Origin of the sequence: Mangrovibacterium marinum, assembly GCF_003046625.1 — a bacterium.
Taxonomy (GTDB): Bacteria; Bacteroidota; Bacteroidia; order Bacteroidales; family Prolixibacteraceae; genus Mangrovibacterium; species Mangrovibacterium marinum.
In genome coordinates this window covers 1-24,201 of record NZ_QAAD01000007.1, presented here as the reverse complement: position 1 = coordinate 24,201, position 24,201 = coordinate 1, and the positions used below count along the sequence as shown (strand labels likewise).

The 24,201-nt window shown below is 48.1% G+C and carries 18 protein-coding genes; 10 read left to right on the top strand and 8 right to left on the bottom strand.

Features of this window, described 5'->3' with window-relative positions; translation table 11 throughout:
• Positions 1-97: 97 nt before the first annotated feature.
• The 4 genes from secDF to C8N47_RS08135 all read left to right on the top strand — a co-directional run bounded on the left by secDF (position 98) and on the right by C8N47_RS08135 (position 5,436).
• The gene (gene secDF / locus C8N47_RS08150) at positions 98-3,091 is read left to right on the top strand and encodes a protein translocase subunit SecDF (RefSeq protein ID WP_107822060.1); all 2,994 of its coding nucleotides are present in this window, start codon (positions 98-100) and stop codon (positions 3,089-3,091) included.
• A gap of 294 nt (positions 3,092-3,385) precedes the next feature.
• Positions 3,386-3,712 carry a twin-arginine translocase TatA/TatE family subunit gene (locus tag C8N47_RS08145; protein ID WP_107822059.1) on the top strand — a complete coding sequence of 109 codons (327 nt, stop codon included), beginning with the start codon at positions 3,386-3,388 and terminating at the stop codon, positions 3,710-3,712.
• An 8-nt stretch (positions 3,713-3,720) separates the two neighbouring features.
• Positions 3,721-4,752, top strand: a complete 1,032-nt coding sequence (locus tag C8N47_RS08140; protein ID WP_107822058.1) for a calcium/sodium antiporter — start codon at positions 3,721-3,723, stop codon at positions 4,750-4,752.
• A gap of 30 nt (positions 4,753-4,782) precedes the next feature.
• Positions 4,783-5,436 (top strand): ABC transporter ATP-binding protein, encoded by a 654-nt coding sequence (locus tag C8N47_RS08135; protein WP_107822057.1) that lies wholly within the window; start codon positions 4,783-4,785, stop codon positions 5,434-5,436.
• Positions 5,437-5,455: 19 nt separating this feature from the next.
• Here the strand turns inward: C8N47_RS08135 and C8N47_RS08130 are convergent, their stop codons facing one another.
• The 4 genes from C8N47_RS08130 to ald all read right to left on the bottom strand — a co-directional run bounded on the left by C8N47_RS08130 (position 5,456) and on the right by ald (position 8,522).
• Positions 5,456-6,004 (bottom strand): PIN domain-containing protein, encoded by a 549-nt coding sequence (locus C8N47_RS08130; protein ID WP_107822056.1) that lies wholly within the window; start codon positions 6,002-6,004, stop codon positions 5,456-5,458.
• Between the two features lie 2 nt (positions 6,005-6,006).
• Positions 6,007-6,354, bottom strand: coding sequence for an STAS-like domain-containing protein (locus C8N47_RS08125; RefSeq protein ID WP_107822055.1), 348 nt, complete (start codon positions 6,352-6,354; stop codon positions 6,007-6,009).
• Between the two features lie 4 nt (positions 6,355-6,358).
• On the bottom strand, positions 6,359-7,216 hold the full coding sequence (locus C8N47_RS08120; RefSeq protein WP_107822054.1) for an ATP-binding protein: 858 nt from the start codon (positions 7,214-7,216) through the stop codon (positions 6,359-6,361).
• 193 nt (positions 7,217-7,409) lie between these two features.
• Positions 7,410-8,522, bottom strand: coding sequence for an alanine dehydrogenase (ald, locus tag C8N47_RS08115; protein WP_107822053.1), 1,113 nt, complete (start codon positions 8,520-8,522; stop codon positions 7,410-7,412).
• 256 nt (positions 8,523-8,778) lie between these two features.
• Between ald and C8N47_RS08110 the strand changes: the two genes are divergently transcribed.
• Positions 8,779-9,990, top strand: a complete 1,212-nt coding sequence (locus tag C8N47_RS08110) for a pyridoxal phosphate-dependent aminotransferase (protein WP_107822052.1) — start codon at positions 8,779-8,781, stop codon at positions 9,988-9,990.
• A gap of 94 nt (positions 9,991-10,084) precedes the next feature.
• Here C8N47_RS08110 and C8N47_RS08105 read toward each other — a convergent pair whose 3' ends face one another.
• Positions 10,085-11,500 (bottom strand): SDR family oxidoreductase, encoded by a 1,416-nt coding sequence (locus C8N47_RS08105; protein ID WP_107822051.1) that lies wholly within the window; start codon positions 11,498-11,500, stop codon positions 10,085-10,087.
• A 551-nt stretch (positions 11,501-12,051) separates the two neighbouring features.
• On the opposite strand from C8N47_RS08105, the gene C8N47_RS08100 reads away from it, so the two are divergent.
• The 3 genes from C8N47_RS08100 to C8N47_RS08090 all read left to right on the top strand — a co-directional run bounded on the left by C8N47_RS08100 (position 12,052) and on the right by C8N47_RS08090 (position 14,864).
• Positions 12,052-12,921, top strand: a complete 870-nt coding sequence (locus tag C8N47_RS08100) for a YitT family protein (RefSeq protein WP_107822050.1) — start codon at positions 12,052-12,054, stop codon at positions 12,919-12,921.
• A gap of 1 nt (position 12,922) precedes the next feature.
• A complete protein-coding gene (locus C8N47_RS08095) occupies positions 12,923-14,242 on the top strand; it encodes a M23 family metallopeptidase (RefSeq protein ID WP_107822049.1) in 1,320 nt (439 codons plus the stop codon).
• Positions 14,243-14,357: 115 nt separating this feature from the next.
• Positions 14,358-14,864: a thioredoxin family protein gene (locus C8N47_RS08090; protein ID WP_107822048.1), complete on the top strand. Its 507-nt coding sequence runs from the start codon at positions 14,358-14,360 to the stop codon at positions 14,862-14,864.
• A gap of 487 nt (positions 14,865-15,351) precedes the next feature.
• On the opposite strand, the gene C8N47_RS08080 is transcribed toward C8N47_RS08090, so the two are convergent.
• The 3 genes from C8N47_RS08080 to C8N47_RS08070 form a co-directional block, all read right to left on the bottom strand.
• The gene (locus tag C8N47_RS08080) at positions 15,352-17,820 is read right to left on the bottom strand and encodes an alpha-ketoacid dehydrogenase subunit alpha/beta (protein ID WP_107822046.1); all 2,469 of its coding nucleotides are present in this window, start codon (positions 17,818-17,820) and stop codon (positions 15,352-15,354) included.
• 118 nt (positions 17,821-17,938) lie between these two features.
• Positions 17,939-19,294, bottom strand: coding sequence for a dihydrolipoyl dehydrogenase (gene lpdA / locus C8N47_RS08075; protein WP_107822045.1), 1,356 nt, complete (start codon positions 19,292-19,294; stop codon positions 17,939-17,941).
• 123 nt (positions 19,295-19,417) lie between these two features.
• Positions 19,418-20,737 (bottom strand): dihydrolipoamide acetyltransferase family protein, encoded by a 1,320-nt coding sequence (locus C8N47_RS08070; protein WP_107822044.1) that lies wholly within the window; start codon positions 20,735-20,737, stop codon positions 19,418-19,420.
• A gap of 334 nt (positions 20,738-21,071) precedes the next feature.
• Between C8N47_RS08070 and C8N47_RS08065 the strand changes: the two genes are divergently transcribed.
• Both C8N47_RS08065 and C8N47_RS08060 read left to right on the top strand, forming a co-directional pair.
• Positions 21,072-21,785 carry a GntR family transcriptional regulator gene (locus tag C8N47_RS08065; protein WP_107822043.1) on the top strand — a complete coding sequence of 238 codons (714 nt, stop codon included), beginning with the start codon at positions 21,072-21,074 and terminating at the stop codon, positions 21,783-21,785.
• 959 nt (positions 21,786-22,744) lie between these two features.
• On the top strand, positions 22,745-24,058 hold the full coding sequence (locus C8N47_RS08060) for an aspartate kinase (RefSeq protein WP_107822042.1): 1,314 nt from the start codon (positions 22,745-22,747) through the stop codon (positions 24,056-24,058).
• Positions 24,059-24,201: the final 143 nt, after the last annotated feature.

The following is a 24,201-nucleotide window of genomic DNA, read 5'->3' as shown; positions in this document are numbered from 1 at the left end:
TTCCCTGCCGCCTCAATTCAGGCTTGGGAGAATTACGCCTTTTTCACATCTCGACGAAAATTCATTTTAAAAACGATAGATTTTAAATTTACAACAAATGCAAAACAAAGGATTAATCAGAATTTTTGCCATTTTACTGGCTCTGGTTTGTGCCTACCAGCTTGCTTTTACCTATGTCGCCCGCAAGGTCGAAAAGGATGCCCGCGAGTATGCACAGGGAGACAACATGAAGGAACTCGTTTACCTCGACTCTGTTTCCGGCACAACCGTTTACAACTTTCTGGGCTTAAAACACTACACCTACAAGGATGTAAAAGCGCTTGAAATGAACCTGGGTCTTGACCTGAAAGGCGGGATGAACGTAACCCTCGAGGTTTCCGTGGCCGACCTGATCAAGTCGTTGTCAAACTACAGCAGCGACACCACCTTCAATGCAGCGCTGGCGCGTGCCAAAGCCATGCAACGCAATAGCCAGGAAGATTTCGTGACCCTGTTCGGCAAGGCCTTCGAGGATATTGACCCGAATGCACAACTGGCAGCAATCTTCAGTACCTGGGAGTTGAAGGACAAAGTGAAAACCACGTCATCAAACGCTGACGTGATGAAGGTAATCCGCACCGAAACCAATGCGGCAATTGACAATGCCTTCCAGATTATCCGTTCACGTATCGACCGTTTTGGTGTTGCTCAGCCCAACATCCAGAAACTGCAAACGCCGGGACGTATCCTGGTTGAATTGCCGGGTGTTGACAATCCCGAGCGTGTGCGTAAGTTGTTGCAAGGAACTGCCAAACTGGAGTTCTGGGAAACTTACGACAACCGCAACAACGAAATCTACCCGGTGTTGATGCAAATCAACGAAATCGTCAAAGAAGTTCAGTCGCTGGATGGAGACACGGCGAAAACCGAAGCCGCAGCAACAGATGCTGAAACTGCGGAAGCTACCGACAACAGCCTTCTGCAGGAAATGGAAAGCTCGGCCGACTCGGCTGCAGTTGACCAAATGGCTGACTTCAAAAAACAATATCCACTGTTTGCCGTGCTGCAACCTGCAACAACGCCCGACGGACAGATGTACCCCGGACCAATTGCCGGTACAGCGCACTTTAAAGACACGGCAGCCGTTGATGCCTATTTGAATATGCCTCAAGTGAAGTCGGTCATTCCACGAAGCATGAAATTTATGTGGACTTCCAAACCGATTGACGAGGGTGGCAACTATTTCCGCTTAATCGCGATTAAAGTAACAGGCCGCGACGGCCGCGCTCCACTGGATGGCGACGTGATTGTTGATGCCCGTCAGGACTACGAACAGTTTGGCAGCCGCCCCGAAGTATCGATGACCATGAACAGCGAAGGCGCGAAAACATGGGCTCGTATGACTAAAGATAACGTGGGTAAATCAATTGCTATCGTACTGGATGGATTTGTACGCTCCTACCCGACCGTAAACGGCGAAATTACCGGCGGTCGCTCAAGCATCACCGGACTGGAATCGGTGGAAGAAGCAAAAGACTTGGCAAACATTCTGAAATCGGGTAAAATGCCGGCTCCGGCGCACATTATCCAGGAAGAAATCGTTGGACCTTCATTGGGTCAGGAAGCCATTAACAGCGGCTTGTGGTCGTTTGTAATTGCCTTTGCGCTGGTATTGGCTTATATGTTGTTCTTTTACAGCAAAAAAGCCGGTTTGGCCGCCAACATCGCGCTGATCGCCAACTTGTTCTTCATCATCGGGGTACTGGCCTCAATTGGTGCGGTATTAACATTGCCCGGTATTGCCGGTATCGTATTGACAATTGGTATGTCGGTGGATGCCAACGTGCTGATTTACGAACGGATCCAGGAAGAAATCAAATCGGGTAAAGGCTTAAAACTGGCCATCACCGACGGTTATAAAAACGCCTACTCGGCAATCATCGACGGCCAGGTTACAACCTTGCTAACCGGTATCGTGCTGTACCTGTTCGGTTCAGGTCCGATCAAAGGTTTCGCAACAACTCTGATTATCGGTATCTTCACCTCGTTGTTCTCAGCCATCTTCCTGACTCGCTTAACCTTCGAACGTCAATTAACAAAAGGTAAGAACATCACCTTCACCTCGAAAATGACCGACAACTGGTTACGTAACGCGAAGATTAAATTCCTGGAAAAACGGAAAATCGCTTACATCATTTCAGGTATTTTAATCGTAATCTCGCTGCTGTCAATCTTTACACGAGGCTTCAACTACGGTATCGACTTCAAAGGGGGACGTACTTATGTTGTTCGTTTCGATGAAGACGTGAAAGTAGCCGAAGTTGGTAAAGCCCTGGCGGCTGTTTACGGCGAAGCTCCTGAAGTGAAAACCTTTGGTGGCAACAACCAGGTAAAAATCACCACCGAATACAAAATCGACGAATTATCGACTGAAGTTGACGAAGAAGTTGATGAGTTGATGTTGAAAGGTCTGCAACAAGGTGGTTTCATCGAGAGCAATGTTAACATGGCTCAGTTTGACTCGGAATACCGCATGAGCTCACAGAAAGTTGGTCCGACTATCTCCGATGACATCAAGAAAGACGCTTTGATTGCAATCGGCTTCTCACTGTTGATCATCTTCCTGTACATCCTGCTTCGTTTCCGCAACTGGCAGTTTGGCTTGGGTGCCCTGATCGCTCTGGCGCACGATACCATCATCACCCTTGGTTTCTTCTCACTGCTGCATGGCTTCCTGCCATTCTCACTGGAAATTGACCAGGCATTCATCGCCGCAATCCTGACGGTTGTGGGTTACTCCATTAACGATACCGTGGTAGTGTTCGACCGCATCCGTGAGTTCTTCCAAATTCACCCGAAACGTTCTGAGGAAGTGAATATGAACGAAGCCATGAACTCAACGCTTCGCCGGACCTTCAGTACTTCGTTAAGTACATTCGTGGTAATCCTGGCCATCTTCCTGTTTGGTGGTACTTCAATCCAAGGCTTCACATTCGCCCTGTTGATTGGTGTTGCGGTCGGTACTTACTCCTCTATTTTTGTGGCAACACCGGTGGTATACGATACTTACCAACGTGTTGAAAAATCGAAAGAAAAGAAAGCTGTGAAGTAATTCCCAGCAATCTGCAACATACTGAAAGCCTCCGGTACCCCCGGGGGCTTTTTCGTTTGTTACAGTCGGTGCACCTCTGCGGATGAGTAGCACTTCCTGATCTTCAAACAAGACAATAAACCGACCGGAGCGCTAAGAACTGATAAATTGAAGAACAGATGAAGCTATGGACATTCAGCTTTAAGGAGGTATGAACTTAAGCACTCACGAACTCATAAAGCAGAATATCGATTGCTCCGGATCAAACCAAGGAAGTCGTAAAACTGTTTGTATATTTGCCTAAAATTTTGATGCATGACCACTTCATTGTTATTTATTAGCGGCGGCGAAATTGTCGTTGTTTTTCTGGTTGCCCTTTTATTTTTCGGATCGAAAGCGATCCCCGACATTGCTAAAACACTGGGTAAGGGATTGCGCGAATTCAAAAAAGCAACAAACGAAATTCAACGCGAGCTGGAAAGCAACACCAGCGATTTCAAACGCAACGTGCAGGATATTCAGTCGACGGTAAAACAGGAAACCTCCCGAATATCCGACGACATCCAGGAGGTATCCACCAACATGAGAGAACGAGGCGAAAAGCTCAGCCAAACAATTGAAGAGGATATCGATAAAAAATAAGCCCATCCATGATTAGTCTGATTTTATACACCGTAGCCATGCTGCTATGCTTTGTGCTGCTGGCCAGCATCGTCGATAAATTTTTTGTGGTTTCCCTCGACCGCATTTCGCACGATTGGAAATTGTCGTCGGACGCGGCAGGCGCAACCTTAATGGCCGTGGGTTCCAGCGCTCCCGAGTTGTTTGTAGCGCTTTTTGCTGTTATAAAACCCGGCGATCACGATGCTATTGGTATTGGCAGCATTGTTGGCAGTGCCCTGTTTAACCTGCTGGCCATTGGCGGTATTGTTGCCCTGGTGCGCAAATCCTCGCTCACCTGGCAACCCATGATTCGCGACATTGCCTTTTATTTCATTGCCGTAGTACTGCTTCTGTGGGGAATTATCGATGGTAACTTTAGCCTGATCGACTCGCTATTGTTCCTCGCCTTGTACGCGATTTATGTATTTGCCGTTGTACGGTGGCGACGCTGGCTCCCGTATACCGACAATGGCAAAGACGCCGATAACAAGGAGGACGAAGATGAAAAGCCAAACCTGATCGACCGTATGCTAAGCTTTTGTTTTCCAAAGCCGGAACATTACTACTGGATCTTTTTCATCTCCATCGTACTGATTGCCGGAATGAGCTGGGTACTGGTTGAAGCAGCCATCCATATTTCACATACCCTGAACATCCCCGAGACCATTATCGCCCTGACCGTTTTAGCTGCCGGAACCTCGATTCCGGATTTAATATCATCGTTGATTGTGGCCAAACAAGGACGAGGCGACATGGCAATCAGCAATGCCATTGGCTCCAACATTTTCGACATCCTGGTGGGGCTGGGCCTACCTTTCCTGATTGCCATTCTGGCAAGCGGCGAGGGGATTCCTGCCGGCGGACAAAATCTCACGGGCTCATCATTAATTTTGTTTGCCTCCTTAATCGCCTTTGCCGTGTTACTGCTGATAAAACGATGGAAAATAAACTGGGTAACCGGAGTGATCCTGCTTGCTCTTTACATCGCCTATTTAGCGCGCGAAATTATTTTGCTTTAACTATCTTTAGGCAAACAAACACATCAGCCCTTGATTTACGCAAAAAACATCACGAAAACATTTGGCGACTTACAGGTACTCAAAGGCATTGACCTGGAAATCCCTACCGGCAAGCTCTACTCAATTGTTGGCCCCAGCGGTGCCGGAAAAACAACGCTGCTCCAGATTCTGGGAACATTAAGCAATCCCGACTCGGGTGAACTGCTGATAAAAGATGAATCGGTTTTCAAATTAGGCGAAAAACAACTGGCCGCCTTCCGCAACCGGGAAATCGGCTTCGTGTTTCAGTTTCACTACCTGCTCCCCGAGTTTAATGCCTTGGAGAATGTCTGTTTGCCTGCCCTTATTGCCAAAAAAGGGAAAAAAGAAACCGAAGAGCGCGCCAAAGAATTACTCGACTTTTTGGGGCTTTCACAACGACTCACCCACAAACCCTCGGAACTCTCAGGTGGTGAACGCCAGCGTGTGGCTGTTGCGCGGGCGCTGATCAATAAACCCGCGGTAATCATGGCCGACGAGCCATCGGGTAACCTCGACAGCAAAAACCGCGACGACCTGCACGATTTATTCTTCAAACTACGCGACGAATTTAATCAAACACTGGTCATTGTTACCCACGACGAAAACTTTGCCCGCCAGTCCGACCGGATTATTCGTATGCGCGATGGGCGAATTGAAGAATAACCGATCTTACGAATACAACTTATGCGTGATTGAGAATTGCTGGATTTGATGTTAAGATATCAATATCCGAAGATTTATAATCGCGGTCGTTCGTACAAAGAACAAAGCTATTCTCTTGGCAAATAGATAAGATGGCCTTATCCATAATATCCAATTGCTCTACTTTTAAAAACGACAAAATATCTGCTTCGGTGAACATCTTACCTACAACCGTAAAACAACTTAGAATACTGGTTTCCACAATAAGATAGATATCAGCAAGAGCACGCTCTCCTTCCTCAGAATCCCTGTATGCTTTGTAGTTTAATGTTGCTTTATTAGCACCACTAATCGCTAAATACTTTTCATATTCCACACGATGTATTCGGTTGATAACTTCCGAAATAACCAGAAAATCGACGTATAACTCATTACTTTGACGTAGTAATTGTCCAAAAACTGCAGAATAATTTGACTCCCAGCGATAAAGACCTGTGGGCCAAAAGATGTAAATTAAAACATTGGCGTCAAAAAATACCGGACGACCGGAAATTGAATTAACCCGTGATAGAGAATAACGCCCGGCCATAATTAATCATCTAAAATGTCTTTTATACTCCGTTCCATTGCCTCAGGATCTTTGTAATACAGTTTTGCCGTATCAACAACCCGCTTCAGAGAAACCAAGCCACTTTGCGTCATATTTTCAACCGACAGATTCTCTTTTACCTCTTGTTCGGGATAATCCTTGTACAACTGACCAACAGCAGTGTTAAGAAAAGCAGTGGTGAGCATATCAACATTCAAAAACGAAAGGACAACCTTTCTTTTCTCTTGAAAGGCTTTGCGGATCAACTCGTAAACCTTTTGCCCGTCATTTGCTTCAACGCAAAAGGGACTACCTACAATGTTTACAATATTCAATTTTGTTCTTTCCATGTCGTTAAAATATGTCGTCTGCACTTAATTCAGTTCGCATCACATACGAACTACTGTCGTCTGTTCGGAACTGCAAATTTACAATTGTCCCTGGAAAACAACCATTAAACAATGAAGTTTGTTCGCCTACCCGCGAATACTCATAAAAGCCGTCATTACTGACAATCTGCATTTTCCCTTTGTTCTTTCGTACAAATTCCTTTAACAAAGCCAGGCCAATACCTCCCGAAACTCCAACTTTTGTGGTGTTCTTATCTTGTGTTGCCCATTTGATAGCCTGCGTTGCTGTCAGATTCGTCCCAAACCGACGATTGACTTTCTCCTTAAATCCAATTCCGGTATCAACAATCGTAAACTCGATCTTACTTTTGGCCGGGAAAAACTGACCGCAAGTATAAATGGAATCCGTTTCACTGTGAATCTGTGCATTGACAAAAATCTCATAGATCGCTTCCGCAACTTTATCTTTCACCAAATCCGACATCTCCGGTAACTCAGTCCTCCCCAGCAACTCTTCGACCACATAGTTATTAAAGTATTTCCCGTCGGTGGGCTTTAGTTTTAAGAAACGAATCGTGGTGTGATAACTATCTAGCCTATGCGGATAACCAAAATAAGCCAGGAAATCATTTTTCAACAGAATTGCCTCGGTGTCAGGCTTAATGTAATCGAAATTGATGCTATTCATATTTTGCTGAAAACGATCTAATATAGCGCCTAGCGCAGCACTCATGTTGGCGGCAAACCAATTTCGTAGCTCCAGGTGGATATCCTCAAACCGATCCTCTTTATGCTGATTGTACAAATCGATCAGCTGCTGGTAACTCTCGAGCGTATTGTTAATATTCCAAAGTGTGTTCATAGACTTAGTACAAGATAGCAACTTTTATGGTGCTTGTACAACACAACCATCTATTTACCGTCGCGAATCTCGGGCGAATGTTCACTTCTAAGTTTTATTGCGAAAACATCCGCATCTCTAACATCCGCTATCGCCGGCCAAACAAAAAGCCCCACCCAAACGGCGAGGCTCTCCAAGTCATAAATCGTATCAATTACAAGAAGGTATCCACATCAGCTAACGCCATATCGAAAGCTTCGGCAACGCCGGGATATACAATTTCCCCGGCAACCACGTTCAGCCCTTTTTTCAGGGGGACACTATCTTTACAAGCTTTCTGCCAACCTTTGTTGGCTAGCTGAATGGCATACGGCAGAGTAGCGTTTGTCAAGGCCAGGGTTGAAGTACGCGGTACAGCTCCGGGCATATTTGCAACCGAATAGTGAATCACATCGTCGATCACATAAGTGGGGGCATCGTGCGTTGTAGGTTTGGTTGTTTCGAAACAACCGCCCTGGTCAACGGCCACATCAACCAACACGGTTCCGGGACGCATACTGCAAAGCATATCACGTGTAACTAACTTCGGTGCTTTAGCTCCCGGAATCAACACGGCACCAATGATGACATCGTGTGTTTGAACCATCTCGCGAATGTTATATTCGTTACTCATCATGGTTTTCACATTAGCCGGCATTATGTCGTCGAGGTAACGCAAGCGTTTCAGGTTGACATCCATAATGGTTGTATCGGCTCCCAAGCCGGCAGCCATTTTGGCCGCCTCGGTACCAACAATACCACCGCCGATAATCAGCACTTTGGCCGGCGGAACACCTGCTACACCCCCCAGCAAAACCCCGTAACCACCGTAGGTTTTCTCCAGGTATTTTGCACCTTCCTGAATCGACATCCGACCGGCGACCTCCGACATGGGCACCAACAACGGCAAGGAGTGATCGTCGAGCTCAACGGTTTCATAAGCCAAGCAAACAGCTTCACGCTCCATCATCGCTTTCAGAAGCGGTTCGCACGAGGCAAAATGAAAATAGGTGTACAAGATCTGCCCTTTCCTGATCAAATTATATTCAGGTTCGATCGGTTCTTTTACTTTGATAATCATCTCGGCAATTGCGTATACCTGCTCAATTGTCGGTAACATTTGCGCGCCAACGGCCAGGTAGGCTTCGTCGGCAAATCCGCTCCCGGTACCGGCAGTTTCCTGTACATACACTTTATGCCCGTTTTTGATTAACTCGGCAACGCCTGCGGGTGTTAAAGCCACCCGGTTCTCGTTATTCTTAATTTCTTTAGGTACTCCAATAATCATATCGCATCCTTTTTTAATAATCCTCCTTCAAATTTAGGACATTAGCAACGTGTAAAACATGACAAAACGCAAAAAAATGCGCAGTCCGTACCAACACTTACCGCCCCTTTTTAGAAGATACGGCAACCGGGCAATTGACGCTAATAATTCCGAAGAATTAAATCTTTTACAATTTCAAATTTGTCGCGACCGACTGATTTCAATTTAAATTTGATAATTGTATATTTGCCCTCCTTGATAAATACTTAAGAATAATATGCCTACAACGTCGATTCGGGGAAATAAAATGCCTGATTCACCGATCAGGAAGTTGGTTCCCCTGGCTAACCAAGCCAAGCAACGAGGAATACATGTGTATCACTTAAACATTGGTCAACCTGACCTTCCCACTCCTCAGCGAGCGTTGGATGCGATTCGGAGCATTGACCGAAAAATACTGGAGTACAGCCCAAGTGAAGGAATTTTATCGCTTCGCCAAAAGCTGGCTGCCTATTATCATAAATTCAAAATCAATGTCGATGTTGAAGACATCATTGTGACCGCCGGCGGTAGCGAGGCTGTTACCTTTGCCTTTATGTCGTGCCTGGATCCGGGAGATGAAATTATTGTTCCTGAACCGGCTTATGCCAACTACGAAGCGTTCGCCATTGTTGCCGGAGCAGTCATCAAATCAATTCCCTCGAAAATTGAAGAAGGTTTCGCCTTACCTCCGATCGAAGAATTTGAGAAACTGATCAGCCCCAAAACCAAGGGGATCATGATCTGCAACCCCAATAACCCGACAGGTTACCTGTACACCCAATCGGAGATGAATGCCATCCGCGACTTGGTGAAAAAGTACGACCTGTATTTGTTTTCCGACGAGGTTTACCGCGAATTTTGTTACACCGGTGCGCCTTACATCTCAGCCTTTCACCTGGAAGGTATTGAGCAGAACGTCATCCTGATCGACTCGGTATCGAAACGCTACAGCGAATGCGGCATCCGCATCGGAGCGCTGATTTCGAAAAACGCAGAGGTGCGCCGCAACGTGATGAAGTTTTGCCAGGCTCGCCTGAGTCCGCCATTGATCGGCCAAATTGCCGCCGAAGCTTCTCTGGAAGAAACCGACAACTACCTGATGGCCTCGTACAACGAATATGTTGAGCGCCGCAAGTTTTTGATTGACGGCCTAAACCGCATTGATGGTGTGTACTCGCCCATTCCCATGGGAGCGTTTTACACCGTTGCCCAACTTCCGGTTGACGACTCGGATAAATTTTGCGCCTGGCTGCTCGAAGAGTTCAATTACGAAGGCGAGACCATTTTTATGGCTCCGGCAACGGGCTTCTACACCACCCCGGGCTATGGCACCAACGAAGTACGTATTGCCTACGTGCTAAAGAAAAAAGATCTGGCCAAAGCGCTGATCATTCTGGAGAAAGCGCTCGAAGCATATCCCGGAACGGTTTACAAACACAACCATTAAGCCATCGATTGTCGACTTACCGGATAATACGATCTCAACAACGAATTTCAGACAGAAAGGCTTCACTACGGTGAGGCCTTTTCTATTGCGGCTCTTATTCGGTAAGTTTTCGGATTAATCCGCTGAAAATATAGCCATGAAAAGGATAAACCAACGCCCAGTACAGTCGTCCGGAGAGGCCCCGGGGACGGAAGGTCGCCGTCTGCACCAGCTCATCGCCATCAATGCGAAACTCGAGCCAGGCTTCGCCGGGTAAACGCATCTCGGCCAGCAACAACAAGCGCCCTTCGTGGCGATTGGCATACAACACGCGCCAAAAGTCGAGCGTATCCCCGGCCTGAAGACGGTCAACGCTTGTTCGTCCACGCCTAAGACCCACGCCGTGAAAAAGCTTATCCCAGAAACCACGAAGTCGCCACAACCAGTCGCCGTGATACCAGCCCGTTTCTCCGCCAATACGCCAGATCCGCTCAATGCACCTTGCGCGGTCGCCCAGCTTGCGGCGCCTGACATCGCGCAGGCAACCATACTGCGGCAGGTGAATGAAATCGGAAATCCGATAGTTTAAGCGCCCACTGATGGTGGAGTCTTTCCAGCTGGACACAATTTCATTCTGCTCAATCTTTTCGAAAGCCTTCACAATGGCCTCCCGATACGACAACGGCTGAATGCCCAGCAGATCGGCCAGCCGCCTGTCGCGCGCAACAACCTCCACCTTCATGCTGTCGACCAGGGCAACGGCCAGCTTGTACGAAGTGGAGGTAACAAAGTACAGCCAATAGGACGACAGGCGGGGTGTCATCACCGGAACAATCAAAATCCGGCGTCTTAATCCGCGAACCTCAGCAAAGGTGAGCAGCATTTCCTTGTAGCTGAGCACATCGTTGCCGGCAATGTCGAAACAGCCGGCGCAACGCTTTTCCTGCCCTAAAACACCGGTTAAAAAACGAATAACATCGCGGATAGCAATGGGCTGACAGCGGATGTTCAACCACTTGGGCGCCACCATCAGCGGTAGTTTTTCCACCAAATCGCGAATAATTTCGAAGGAAGCACTCCCCGAGCCAATAATAATTCCGGCACGCAAAGTCGTCAGCACATAAGGGCCACGCGCCAACTCCTGCTCAACCGACTTCCGCGATTGCAGATGACGCGACAAAACGTCCGCATTCACAATTCCACTCAAATAAATCAGCTGACGCACTCGGGTGTGTTCCATTGCTTCCCTGAAATTGACGGCCGAAAGCTTTTCCAGATCATCGAACTCGCGGCTTGCCGACATGGAGTGCACCAAATAATAAGCCGCCTCAATGTCGTCGGGAATGTTCGCAAGCGTCTCTTTGCGCGTCAGGTCATTTTCAATCACCTCAATTTTCGGAAGCAGTGAGCCCGGCGGATTGAAACGGTTGCGATCGCGGACACAACACACCACCTCGTGGCCCTGCTCCACCAGAACCGGTAAAAGTCTCTTGCCAATATAGCCGGTTGCTCCGGTTAATAGTATTTTCATCGTACCTCTGCTATTCGGGGGCTTTGCTAATTGAAACGCACAAGCAGCACGAACGGTTTAGGCGATTGAACTAAACAAAAAAAAACATGATTCCGGGGAATCACCAACAGGAATGAAAGTTTAGGATTTTCAACCAGGCTGTTGTCGTTGTTTTCAACAGTTGTCGGGTTGTCGGTCTACATCTTATCAAAACCAGTTGTTGATATTGCGCCTTAGCACCTCTGCGGAGTAAGACTTTCAGAAAAAAGCCGCGGCTTCGGCATTTCTCGCTTCTGTAAAGCATTCAATGTTATTGGTAGATACGGCGCTGATCGCTCCAACCATGGCCCACACCCGCAACTTGCCGCAAGTACGAGCAAAACCTGACAGATATCAACCTTTTAGCCACCCCAATGATACGCTGGCAACCAAGCGCTTGAAGCGAATATAAACTTTATCGAAATTTTTAGAAGTCCTGACTTTTAACAGGATTTTTTCAGCTTAGATATTCTTCTTTTGCGCCCAATTTAAAAGACACACGCAAACCCGAAAAAAGTTAACATTTAAAGGCGATGACTGAAGAACGCAAACAGAAACTAAGAATCTTATTGTACGACTATTTCATCATTACGATGGGGATGAGTTTGTATGTCGTTGGATGGACTTTGTTTTTGATTCCTGCCGAGATTACCGGCGGCGGCATTAGTGGTTTGTCGGCGCTTCTCTTGTACAGCACCGGTTTCCCCATGGCAATTTCCTATTTCATCATCAATGTTTTCCTGATTCTGGTAGCCATCAAGATGCTGGGCGCCAGCTTCGGCATCAAAACCATCTGGAGCATGACCGTTGCCACCGTGCTGTTTTGGGTCACCCCGGGCCTGATTAAAGAACCGCTGATCGACGACATCTTCCTATCGTCGGTATTGGGTGGTATGCTCGGCGGAGTTGGCATTGGCTTGGTTTTTACGCGCGGCGGCAGTACCGGCGGAACCGACATCATTGCCATGATTATTAACAAATACCGCAACATCAGCCCGGGCCGTATCATTATGTACTGCGATGTGATCATCATCGGCTCCAGCTACTTCATTTTCAACTCGCCGGCCAAGTTGGTGTACGGCTACGTGAACATGTGGGTGGTTTCCTATGCTATCGATGCTTTTTTAAGCGGAGCCAACGCTTCTGCTCAAATTTTTATATTTTCGAAGAAATTTACAGAAGTCGCCGATTATATCAACCAAAATGCCCACCGGGGTGTTACTGTGCTCGACGGCACCGGTTGGTATTCGAAAGAAGATGTAAAAATCATCATGACGGTGGTTCGCAAACGCGAATCGAGTATGATATTCCGGAAATTAAAAGAAATTGACCCGGATGCTTTTATCTCCATGGGTAGTGTCATGGGGGTTTATGGCAACGGGTTCGAAAAGATCAAATTTTAGTATGAAGAAGTATTGGGTTGAAGGAGTTTTTGTAGTAGCAGCAGTCGCATTGGTCATTTGGATTTTTATCCAAAAAGGAAAAACCGACACACCAGCTCCCCAGCCCGAAGCCGAAGAAGTTGTGGTTCCCGAGCCGGTTTTCAAATTCGGTCTTCCGGTGGATTCCTTTCAGATTGACGCCGGAACCATCAAGCGCAACCAAAACTTGTCGGACATCCTGCTTCCGTATGGGGTATCGTATCAAACCATTGCAGAGATCGCCCAAAAATCGAAAACCATTTTCGATGTGCGCAAAATAAAGCAGGGCAATAACTATTTCTTTTTCTGCACACCCGACAGCACAAGCGAAGCAAAATACTGGATCTACGAGGCCGACCCCATTGAATATGTGGTTTTTCAGTTGACCGACAGTCTGAACATCTACAAAGGCGAAAAACCCATCAGCCGGAAGATAAAGACCGCTTCGGGCGTGATCAACTCATCGCTTTGGAATGCCCTTAAGGATAACGACATGAACCCGGTGCTGGCCATCGAGCTGTCGGAGATTTATGCCTGGACCATCGACTTTTTCGGCATCCAGAAGGGCGACAAATTCCGGTTGATTTACGAAGAAAACTATGTCGACAGCATCCCTGTGGGCATCAATGCCATTTATGCCTGCCAGTTTCAACATCAAAACGAGGATTTTTATGCCTTTCAGTTTGAGCAGGACAGCATCACCAGCTTTTACGACGACCAGGGGAAAAGCCTGAAGAAAGCGTTCCTGAAAGCACCACTGAAGTTCTCGCGCATCAGTTCCCGCTTTTCGCGCAGCCGCTTGCACCCGGTGCTCAAAATCCGTCGCCCGCACCTGGGGATCGACTATGCCGCACCAACCGGAACTCCGGTTCAGAGCATTGGCGATGGCGTTGTAACCCGCAAGGGCTACCAGGCACGCGGTGGCGGCAACTACGTCTACATCAAGCACAATTCGGTTTACACCACCTGCTACATGCACCTGCACAACTTTGCCAAAGGCATTGCCCCCGGAGTGCGAATCCGCCAGGGGCAAGTAATCGGCTACGTCGGTAAAACCGGACTGGCAACAGGGCCACACCTCGACTTTCGCGTGTTTAAAAACGGATCGGCCATGGACCCGCTGAAAGTGAAAGCGCCGCCTGTTGAACCCGTAAAAGAAGCGCTGATGCCGCAATACACCCAGCTGAAAGATTCGCTGATGACCCGCTTGCAGGCCATTCCGTTTGGAGATGAACAACCAGCAACGCCGCAACTGCACGCTTCGTTGCCGGACGACCAACCGGCTGAAACACCTGCGAAATAGCGCACGATTTTCTCGGATTATAGATCCGCCCCCCCTATCTCCAGCGAACTTCGAGTCCCCCGGCCGAGCGAGGTTTTGTTTCAAATTCGTTATATTTATATGAAAATGATGCTCGATGAAACAAACAGACAATTCTCCCACGAATTCTGCGACCACGGCTATGAAAAAGAAGTCTCACCCATTTTGGCGATGGTTTTGGTTGACTTTCCTGGTCGCCTCCTTAGGCTATGCCTGGTATTCGTTTTATGTACCTTCGAATGATGTCGTCTGGGCTGACGACATGGTCGAAGCACAAAAGCTAGCCAACGATTCGGGCAAAAACATGCTGCTGTTTTTCACGGGGAAGTGGTGTGTACCCTGCCGAATCATGAAGCGTGAAGTTTTTGCAGATAAGGAAGTCATGAAGGCCATCAATTCGCAAGTTGTACCAATCATGATTGATGTTGATGCTCCCAATTCGCAAGAGCTAGTCAAGCGCTATAACATTGGCGGCACGCCGATCACAATTTTCACCGATCCCAAAGGAAACGTACTCGATTACGCCGTTGGAAAGATTGGCAAAACGAAATTTCTCGAGATGCTTGAGAAATTGGGGTCGACCCCAACGAGACTTAAGCAATAGCCTAGTGTAACGCACAATTGCATAATAGTCTGGAGGAATAGACTAAATCACGCGAAGGGATTCGCGCGGTAGCGGTGTTTATCAGCATAAAATAGTGGACATTAGGTCCGAAAGAGCCAATCATGAACAAATGGAAACAGCTTGTTCTTTTTGAGAGGTCGTTTCCATGCGTGTTTGCCTCCACCGGCGGTTCGGGAAGCAATTTCCATCCGTGCTTGCCTCCACCGACCGTTCGGGAAGCATTTTCCATGCGTGCTTGCCCCGACCGACCATTCGGGAGCCAATTTCCATCGGTGCTTGACTCAACCGGCAGCCAGCAACGCGATTTCCATTCCTGTTTGGCTCGCCGGCCAGCGGGGGCGACGGAGCAGTCGTTGTTTCCGATGAAACGGTCATTGTTCCGATCCCTGCGGCTACTGCGCCGTTCTAAATGGATTGAGGGCTTCACTCCGAGTGAAACCCTCAATTTCGATCAATCAACTATCAACTAAACGCCCAACTTGCTACGCCGGATTTGTTCGGGCGCGGTGAAGTTGCTTTTCACCACGTGCCCTTTCAACGGAACAATTTTTTCGTGAATGGCATCGATGATCCAGTCGGCTTGCGGGAAGAAGGAGTTCTCCAGCTCATAAGCAGGTGTGATCCAGTTGCGCGAGCCAACGACTACCGGCGGGCCATCCAGCTCGTCGAAGGCCAGCTCGGTGATGTTCGAGGCCAAATCGCGCATGAACGATCCGCGGGCCGATGCATCGCCGGAAATCACCAGGCGACCGGTCTTCTTCAGCGACTCGATCACCGGCTCGTAGTTAAACGGTACTAACGAACGGGCATCGATCACTTCGGCACTTAGGCCATATTTTTCCTGCAGAATGTCGGCAGCTTCCAGCGCACGGTACAGCGTTGCACCAATGGTCAGGATGGTCACATCCGAACCTTTGCGCTTCACATCCGGCTCGCCGAACGGAATTTCGTAGTATCCTTCGGGCACACCACCTTCGTGAAACTGCTCACCAATATCGTAAATACGTTGACTTTCGAAGAAGATAACTGGGTCGGTTCCCTGCAGTGCCGAGTTCATCAAGCCTTTGGCATCATACGGTGTAACCGGGAAACACACTTTCAGGCCCGGAATATGAGCCGCCAGGGCTGTCCAGTCCTGCGAGTGCTGAGCGCCGTATTTAGAACCAACCGAAACACGCACCACCACCGGCATTTTAATCACATTACCACTCATGGCCTGCCACTTCGGCAACTGGTTGAACACCTCGTCGCCGCAACGGCCCAGGAAGTCGCAATACATGATTTCGGGAATCACACGCCCACCGCACATGGCATAACCAATAGCAGTACCGATAATGGATGCTTCAGCAATCGGCGAGTTGAACAGGCGGTGATATGGCAGCGCCTCAGTCAGGCCGCGATACACCGCAAATGCACCACCCCAGTCACGGTTTTCTTCACCGTAAGCCACCAGGGTCGGATCTTTATAGAAACGGTCGACAATGGCTTCGAAAATACCATCGCGCAAACCATATTGTTTGATTTTAGAGAAAGGCTTGCCATCCTTATCGAAGGCAAAACGCTCTTTCGTTTGCAGCTGCTTCACCCGCGGGTTTTCGGCCATGGGGTGATTCACCTCAACCGGGCGATCTTCCATCGCATCAACCGACTCGTCCGAGAACATCATGTCACCAATCAGTTCCGGGTATTTTTCCATATCCATCAAAGGTGAAATGACCGGATCAATCGCCAGTTTCACACCCCAGGTAATCAGGTCGGTTGTTGCCGAGCGGGTACCATTCAATTCATCTTCGGTGGCAATTCCGGCTTTCACCAATTCGGCGCCAAACCACAAAATTGAATCGACTGCCTGCCAGGCTTCCACCTCTTCTTTCGAACGGTAAGACGATGCGTCAGACGGCGAGTGACCGCTGAAACGGTAAGTCAGCACGTCCAGCAAAACAGGGCCGCGCTTTTCTTCCAGGATTTTGCGTTTACGTTTGTAGGCGTCGATCACCGCCAGCGGGTTGTAACCATCTACGCGTTCAGCGTGCAACTGGTCGTCGTTCAGACCGGCGCCAATACGCGCAGCAATGTTGTATCCCATGGTTTCCCCACAAGTCTGGCCCCCCATACCGTACTGGTTATTCATGATGTTGATGATCAGCGGCAGACCACCCTTCATATCGCCTTCCCACAACTGGTTGAACTGGTCCATGGTTGCAAACGACAAACCTTCCCAAACCGGACCGCAAGCCATGGAAGCATCACCGATGTTGGCCACCACAATGCCATCCTTGCGGTTCACCTTTTTAAAGAGCGCTGCACCCACTGCAATATCGCCCGAACCACCTACGATGGCGTTGTTCGGATAAACGCCGAAAGGTGTAAAGAAGGCGTGCATAGAGCCACCCAAACCTCGATTGAAACCGGTTTCGCGGGCGAAGATCTCGGCCAGCGTCCCGTAAATCAGGAAGCGGATCGCCAACTCTTTCACGGTGCCTTTGAAATTCTCTTTCACCGGCGCAAAAGTTTTGCCGTCGAAATGCTTGTTCATCACATCCATCAGCTGGTCGTCGTTCAATTTGTGAATCGCCGATAAACCTTTCGCCAGGATCTCACCATGCGAACGGTGCGAACCGAAAATGAAATCCTCAACACCCAGCGTGTAAGCCATACCAACAGCCGCAGCCTCCTGCCCGATCGACAAGTGAGCCGGGCCAGGGTGGTTGTAAGGCACACCATTGTACTCGCCTTTGGTTTTGATTTCATTCAACATGGTTTCGAACTCGCGAATCACCACCATGTCGTGGTAAATACGCAGAAAATCATCTTTCGAGAAGTTTGCTTTTTCCTCCTCAACTGTCTTGTTGTATTGATTAACAGGAATTGGCTTGAAAGTCACTTCGCCAGCTTTCCTGACATCTTGCGGATCAATAAATTGAATTTTAGGCATATCTAATTAGTTTTAGCCCCCTAAATCCCCCGGAGGGGGACTTGCCGGAGCAGCTATTGTTAATTTTAAATTTGAATGAGCCTTTCTTTCACCCCTCCACCGGAGGGGCTGGGGGAGGCTACTGAAAAATGGTTTCTTTGATAATCTCACTTACCGTTGGGTGCGGGAAGACAATTTCTTCGACATCCTGAACACGGAGCTGGGCTTCGATTAAGGCGCAGGCGCCCCAGATCATTTCGGAGCAGACTCCACCAACGATATGAACACCGAGGATATCCTTGTATTTCTTACCAACGACAACCTTACAGAAGCCGTCTTTCCCTTCATTTTCAGCGATGAAACGCCCGGCATAAGCCATTGGCAATTTGCGGGTTTCTACCTCAATACCTTTTGCTTTGGCAGCAGATTCGGTCAAACCTACACCCGCAATCTCGGGATGTGTGTACACAACACCGGGAATGGCATTGTAGCGCATCACATCTTTGCGCCCCAAGATATGGTTAATGGCAACTTCCCCTTCGCGACTGGCCGTGTGAGCCAACAGCGAGAATCCGGTAATGTCGCCGGCAGCGTATACATTCGGAATATTGGTGCGACAAAACTGGTCGATCTTCACGCCGCGGGGTGAAAACTCAACGCCAATGTTTTCGAGTCCGATTCCCTGCACATTCGGACGGCGACCAACCGACAACAGCACTTGCTCGCCTGTCACCGACTGCACTTTGCCATCTTTTTCAAAAATCACTTCCTTGCCTTTCAGCTCTGTTACTTTGGCATTCAGGTGGTACTCGATTCCGCGCTTGGTGAATTCTTTGCGCACAAAGGCACAAATCTCTTCATCCACGCCTGTCAGGATTTCGGGTAACATCTCGATCACGGTTACCTTCGTTCCCATGGCGTTGTAAAAATCGGCAAACTCAGTACCGATCACACCACCTCCGATGATCACAAGGCTTTTGGGCAATTCTTTCAGTTGCAGAATTTCGCGGTTTGTCAACACCAGCTCCTTATCCAATCCCGGAATTGGCGGAACAGCAGCTTCAGAACCGGTACAAATCAGCAGACGGCTGGCCTGGTAATCTTTTCCGTCGGCAGTAATCGTAATTAGGTCACCACGCTTTTCTTTAATTACAGCCTCGGCCATCACAACCTCGGCGTTTGCGTGTTTCATTTTCATGCCCACGCCCGACACCAGTTTTTTCACAACCTTGTCTTTGCGGGCCATGATCTTTCCGAAATCGAAGCCTACACCATTGACCTCGATTCCGTATTTTGATGCCTCGTGGGCATATTCCAAAACTTTAGCCGAATTCAGCAAAGTCTTGGTTGGAATGCAGCCTTCATTCAGGCAAACACCACCCAATGCTCTTTTGTCGAAGATGATCACGCTCAGTCCTTTTGCTCCTGCCCGTTCGGCAGCAACATAACCGGCGGGACCTCCTCCCAAAATAGCGATATCATATATTGTACTCATGATTTAAAATTAAAAGCCCCTCCTATCCTCCCCGGAGGGGAGGCTTTCGTTCATGGAGACAGCAGTTCGTTAATTATTTTCGAGCTCTCTTCACTCTCCCCCCACGGGGGAGCCGGAGGGGGCTTATATCGTCAGATTTTCAATTTGCTCTTTGATCTCTTTCAGGAACAGCGTTGCTTCACCGCCGTCCAGCGCCTGGTGATCGTAGGTCAACGACAAGCCCATCATCGGTACAAAACCATAGACGCCATCACCCAAATCTTTCGGGCGGGGAACAATGGTGCAGACACCCAGGATAGCCGTTTGCGGCAGATTGATGACCGGCGTAAACATTTCGACGCCGTAATTACCCAGGTTCGAAACGGTGAAACTTGCCGCTTCCGGCTTCAACAACTCCGGATCAACATTGCCCTTGCGAGCTGCACCGGCAACTGATGCCAACTGAGACGAAAGTCCTTCAATGGAAAGATCGTCGGCATTTTTAACTGCCGGAACCATCAAGCCACGTTCGGTATCAACCGCCAAGCCCAAATGCACTTTTTTGAACCAGCGCATACTGTCGCCAATGAAATGGGTGTTTACCTGCGGGAATTTCTTCAATGCTTTAACAACTGCAAAGCAAACCAGGTCGTTTATCGTGATATTTTGAGAGATCTCTCCGGCTTCCAGTTTCTTTTTGAATTGTTTGCGCAGTGCCATCACCTTGCGGGCATCGGCGCTCAGATGGTGCGTCAACTGAGCCGAGTTTTGTAACGACTGGTGCATGGCTTTTGCAATCAACTTGCGAATGTTCGGTAGCTTTTTCACTTCGAAGTCGTCGCCATAAACCGGGTTGTAGTTCATCAGGTCGGCTGCGGCAACACGACCACCCAAACCTGTTGTTTCTTTCGGAGCTTCCAAACCTTCGGCTTTCGCTTTCTCGGCAGCCAGCGGCGTCATCTTCGGGAAGCTTTCAGCTGCGGCTTCGACATCCTGCGCAATGATACGGCCGTTCGGGCCACTGCCCTGAATTTGTTCGTAGGCAACCCCCAATTTCTCGGCCATCACTTTCGCCCGAGGCGAAATCTTCACATCGCCGACTGGCTTATCAACCAACACAACTTCTTTCTGCACCTCAACAGGCGCAGCCTCTTCAACTTCAGGTTTTGATTCTTCGGCAGCCGGTGCGCTTCCGCCTCCCGGGCGAAACTCGTCAACAGCTTCACCTTTTGTTCCCAAAACGGCAACATTGGTCAACACCGGAACTTCATCTCCGGCTTCGAAGAAGATGGCCAACAACTCGCCATCTTCCTTTGCTTCTTCTTCAAATGATGCTTTATCGGTTTCGTAGGAGAAAAGGATATCACCGCTTTTCACGGCGTCACCCACCTGTTTGTACCATTCGCCGATGATACAGGTCTCGACAGATTGCCCCTGGCGGGGCAGAATAACTGGAATAGCCATAGTGGAATTTTATTTCGTTTAATTAGTCTCGTCTTGTTCGTTGGCATTTACAAACCGGCCTTCAATAAAACCAACTTGTAAATACAACATTCAGAATCCACGACTCACTATAACCTCCACAAATCCATCACATAGTCATTTTCGGGATTCAGATTGTAAACTTATATTTTTCCACTTGTAAATACAAGTTGAAAATTGACTTTTAATATTTTTTCTTAATTTTGAATTGAAATTTTGACAAAACACCACAAACCCAAGGGCTCAACCTCTTATTGAAACGTTAATACAAACCGATAATCAGATTGAAGCTTGGGAAAGTTGTAAAGACAACAGAATGGCTGAGAATAAATTACCACAATACAAGAAACTATACGAATCGCTGCGCAAGCACATTGTCTCGGGCGTTTACGAAGAAGGCAGTTTATTGCCGTCGGAAAACGAACTTTGCGCCGTGCACAACATGACTCGCCCCACCGTTCGCCATGCACTGGAAGCCTTGGTGCAAGACGGGTTCATCCAGAAAAAGCAGGGAAAAGGAAGTATCGTTCGCAAACCACCGCAGGATATCGGCATCCTGTCGATTTCGGGAACCTCGTCTGCCATCGGCAAAGATTTTCTGCAAACCCAGATATTGCAAAAGCCGGAAATCATGTCGTGGCCCGAACCCTTTCATTTCGAGATCTCGGAAGTTGAGCGCGATTTTGGTTGCATCTATATGGAGCGCCTGCGCATTGTAAACGGGCAACCGGTTTTCTACGACATCAACCACATCCCCAATATCAACCTGCCCCGGTTTACAAGTCGCACTTTCGAGAACAAATCGCTGTTCGAGATCCTGCGGACGCAATACCAGATTGAGGTAAAAGGTGGCCAGCAAAAGCTGAAAGCACTGAAAGCCGATCCTAAAATCGGCAAACTACTGAACATCAAAAAAGGAGATCCTGTTTTATATATTGAACGGAAGCTTTTTACCAACCGGGAGAATTTCAACATTTATTCAACCATCTATTTCAACTCGGAGAAACACGCTATTTTTGGAAATTTCTAGGCAGAATACCTGTATGATTGCGCGGAATCACCAACTGGGATGAAAGTTTACTATTTTTCGACCAGGCTGTTGTCGTTGTTTTCAAAAGTTGTCGGGTTGTCGCTCTAAAAGGCCATCAACAAGAAAGAAGGCGTTTCGATCAATGAGAAAAAGTTGGGAACCGGTTGGCCTATTTTTATACAAGGCCGGAATCAAACGAAAAGCTTAGAGAACCCGAGAAGCTCCGATCCGGCAGCTGCCGGATCGGAGATCACCCGGTTGAACTTAGCTTTTCGGCAGATGGCGGTTGCAGATAAAAATCAGCCATGACCTTTTTGTTTCGTTTTTGTGTCCCCGTCAGACCGGCCGGGCAGGACTACAAAAATGAAAACCCGTCCGGTAGGACAAGGTTCCTCCTTGATCAAAAGTCGAAATAGAAAAAGCAGTCGGGTTTGGAACAACGTTCACCAACACAGCTTTGCTACAAAGTGATTCGTGGCTGCTGATTCAAGCTCAATCGCAATTCAAAACACCCCCGATGCGGTTTGGAAACCGCATCACCCGAAGAAAGTTTCATAAAAAAGGTGGACGTCCGTGCAACCACCCCTAATTGCACTCTTCTGACGAAGAAAGGACATCCACCGAAAAGTTTTCCTACAAATAACAAATATTTTACGGCTCTGCCAACATATTCTATAACAGGCTATGCAAAAGCCGTTTTCTGCAAGCTTATACGTAGCGGACTAAAAACGGTTAACACAGTCGGCTGTCGATGGCAGGCCTCGCAACAATCCCTTCCTTAAGAAATTGATGATTACCGCTGCTTCGTGTGTAGATCCATTTAGATTTCAGAATAAAATCTGCATCTTTGCTTTCCATTTAAAAGCAAAAATTGAGCTCTGAAAATCAGCCTGTCCCAATGCAACGAAAAAGAAGTTGAAAACTTTGCGGACAAGGGCTGTAAATAAAAGCATTCACCGATGAAAGTATTAAAGTTTGGCGGAACATCCGTTGGAAGCATTGAGAACATGAACGCAGTAATGAAACTGATTACTGACGGAGAAAAGAAATTGATTGTCCTATCGGCCATGTCGGGCACAACAAATGCCTTGGTGGAAATTGCACATTACCTGGCAAAACGCAACAAGGACGATGCTCTGGTACGAATTCTTAAACTTGAACAAAATTACGAGAACGTCATCAGCTCGTTGTATAAAACAGCCGACGCCCGAAAGGCCGCAGAAAAAGCGGTAAAAACGGCTTTCGACACCATCAAGTCATTCACGGCCGGCGAATTCAACGACCTGGGCGAACGCACCATTGTAGCACAGGGCGAGCTGATATCGACAGCTCTTTTCACCGAGTTGATGAAGGAAAACAAGTTCAACGCCAAGCTCCTTCCGGCACTCGATTTCATGCGCATTGACACCGAAAAGGCTGCCGACCTGCACGCCATCAAACCCCTGATTGAAGAAACACTGAAAACAACAGGCGATGCAGACTACTATATCACTCAGGGATTTATCTGCCGCAACAGCGATGGCGAAGTGGACAACCTGCAACGGGGTGGATCCGACTATACGGCTTCGCTGATCGGAGCAGCAATCACGGCCGATGAGATCCAAATATGGACCGACATCGACGGTTTTCACAACAATGATCCGCGCTATGTGCAAAACACCAAAAAGATTGAGCAGCTATCTTTTTACGAGGCAGCAGAGCTAGCCTACTTCGGGGCTAAAATCCTACATCCTCAAACAGTACTGCCGGCCAAGATTCAAAACATTCCGGTACGCCTGAAAAACACCATGAACCCCTCGGACAGCGGCACACTGATCACCCACGATGCCAGTGGCACCGGCATCAAAGCGGTGGCTGCCAAAGACGGCATCACAGCCATCAAAGTACGTTCGTACCGCATGCTGATGGCCTATGGTTTCATGAAAAACCTGTTCGAAATATTCGAGTTCTTCAAGACTCCGGTGGATATGGTTACCACCTCGGAGGTCGCGGTTTCGGTTACCATCGACAACACCAACAAACTGGACGACATTGTTCGTGAACTGAAAGAATACGGAGAAGTAGAGGTTGACGAAAACCAAAGCATCATCTGTATCGTGGGCGACCTGATTGCCGATGAGCATGGCTTTGCAGCCAAAGTATTTAATGCACTGGAAGGCATTCCGGTTCGGATGATTTCTTACGGAGGAAGCCGTCACAACATTTCGGTGCTGGTTTCAACCGACGACAAGCAAGCTACGCTGCAGGCCTTGAGCGACCACCTGCTGGCATAAAACATTGCATACTATTTTATAGCAAAGCTCCGAACCCCAATTCGGAGCTTTTTTCTGAAAGTCACTCACCAAAATATAGTTCGGTTATAAAAGAATTATAATTTTTTCTACGTGCTCACAATGGCAACAACTGTTGGTTCTTA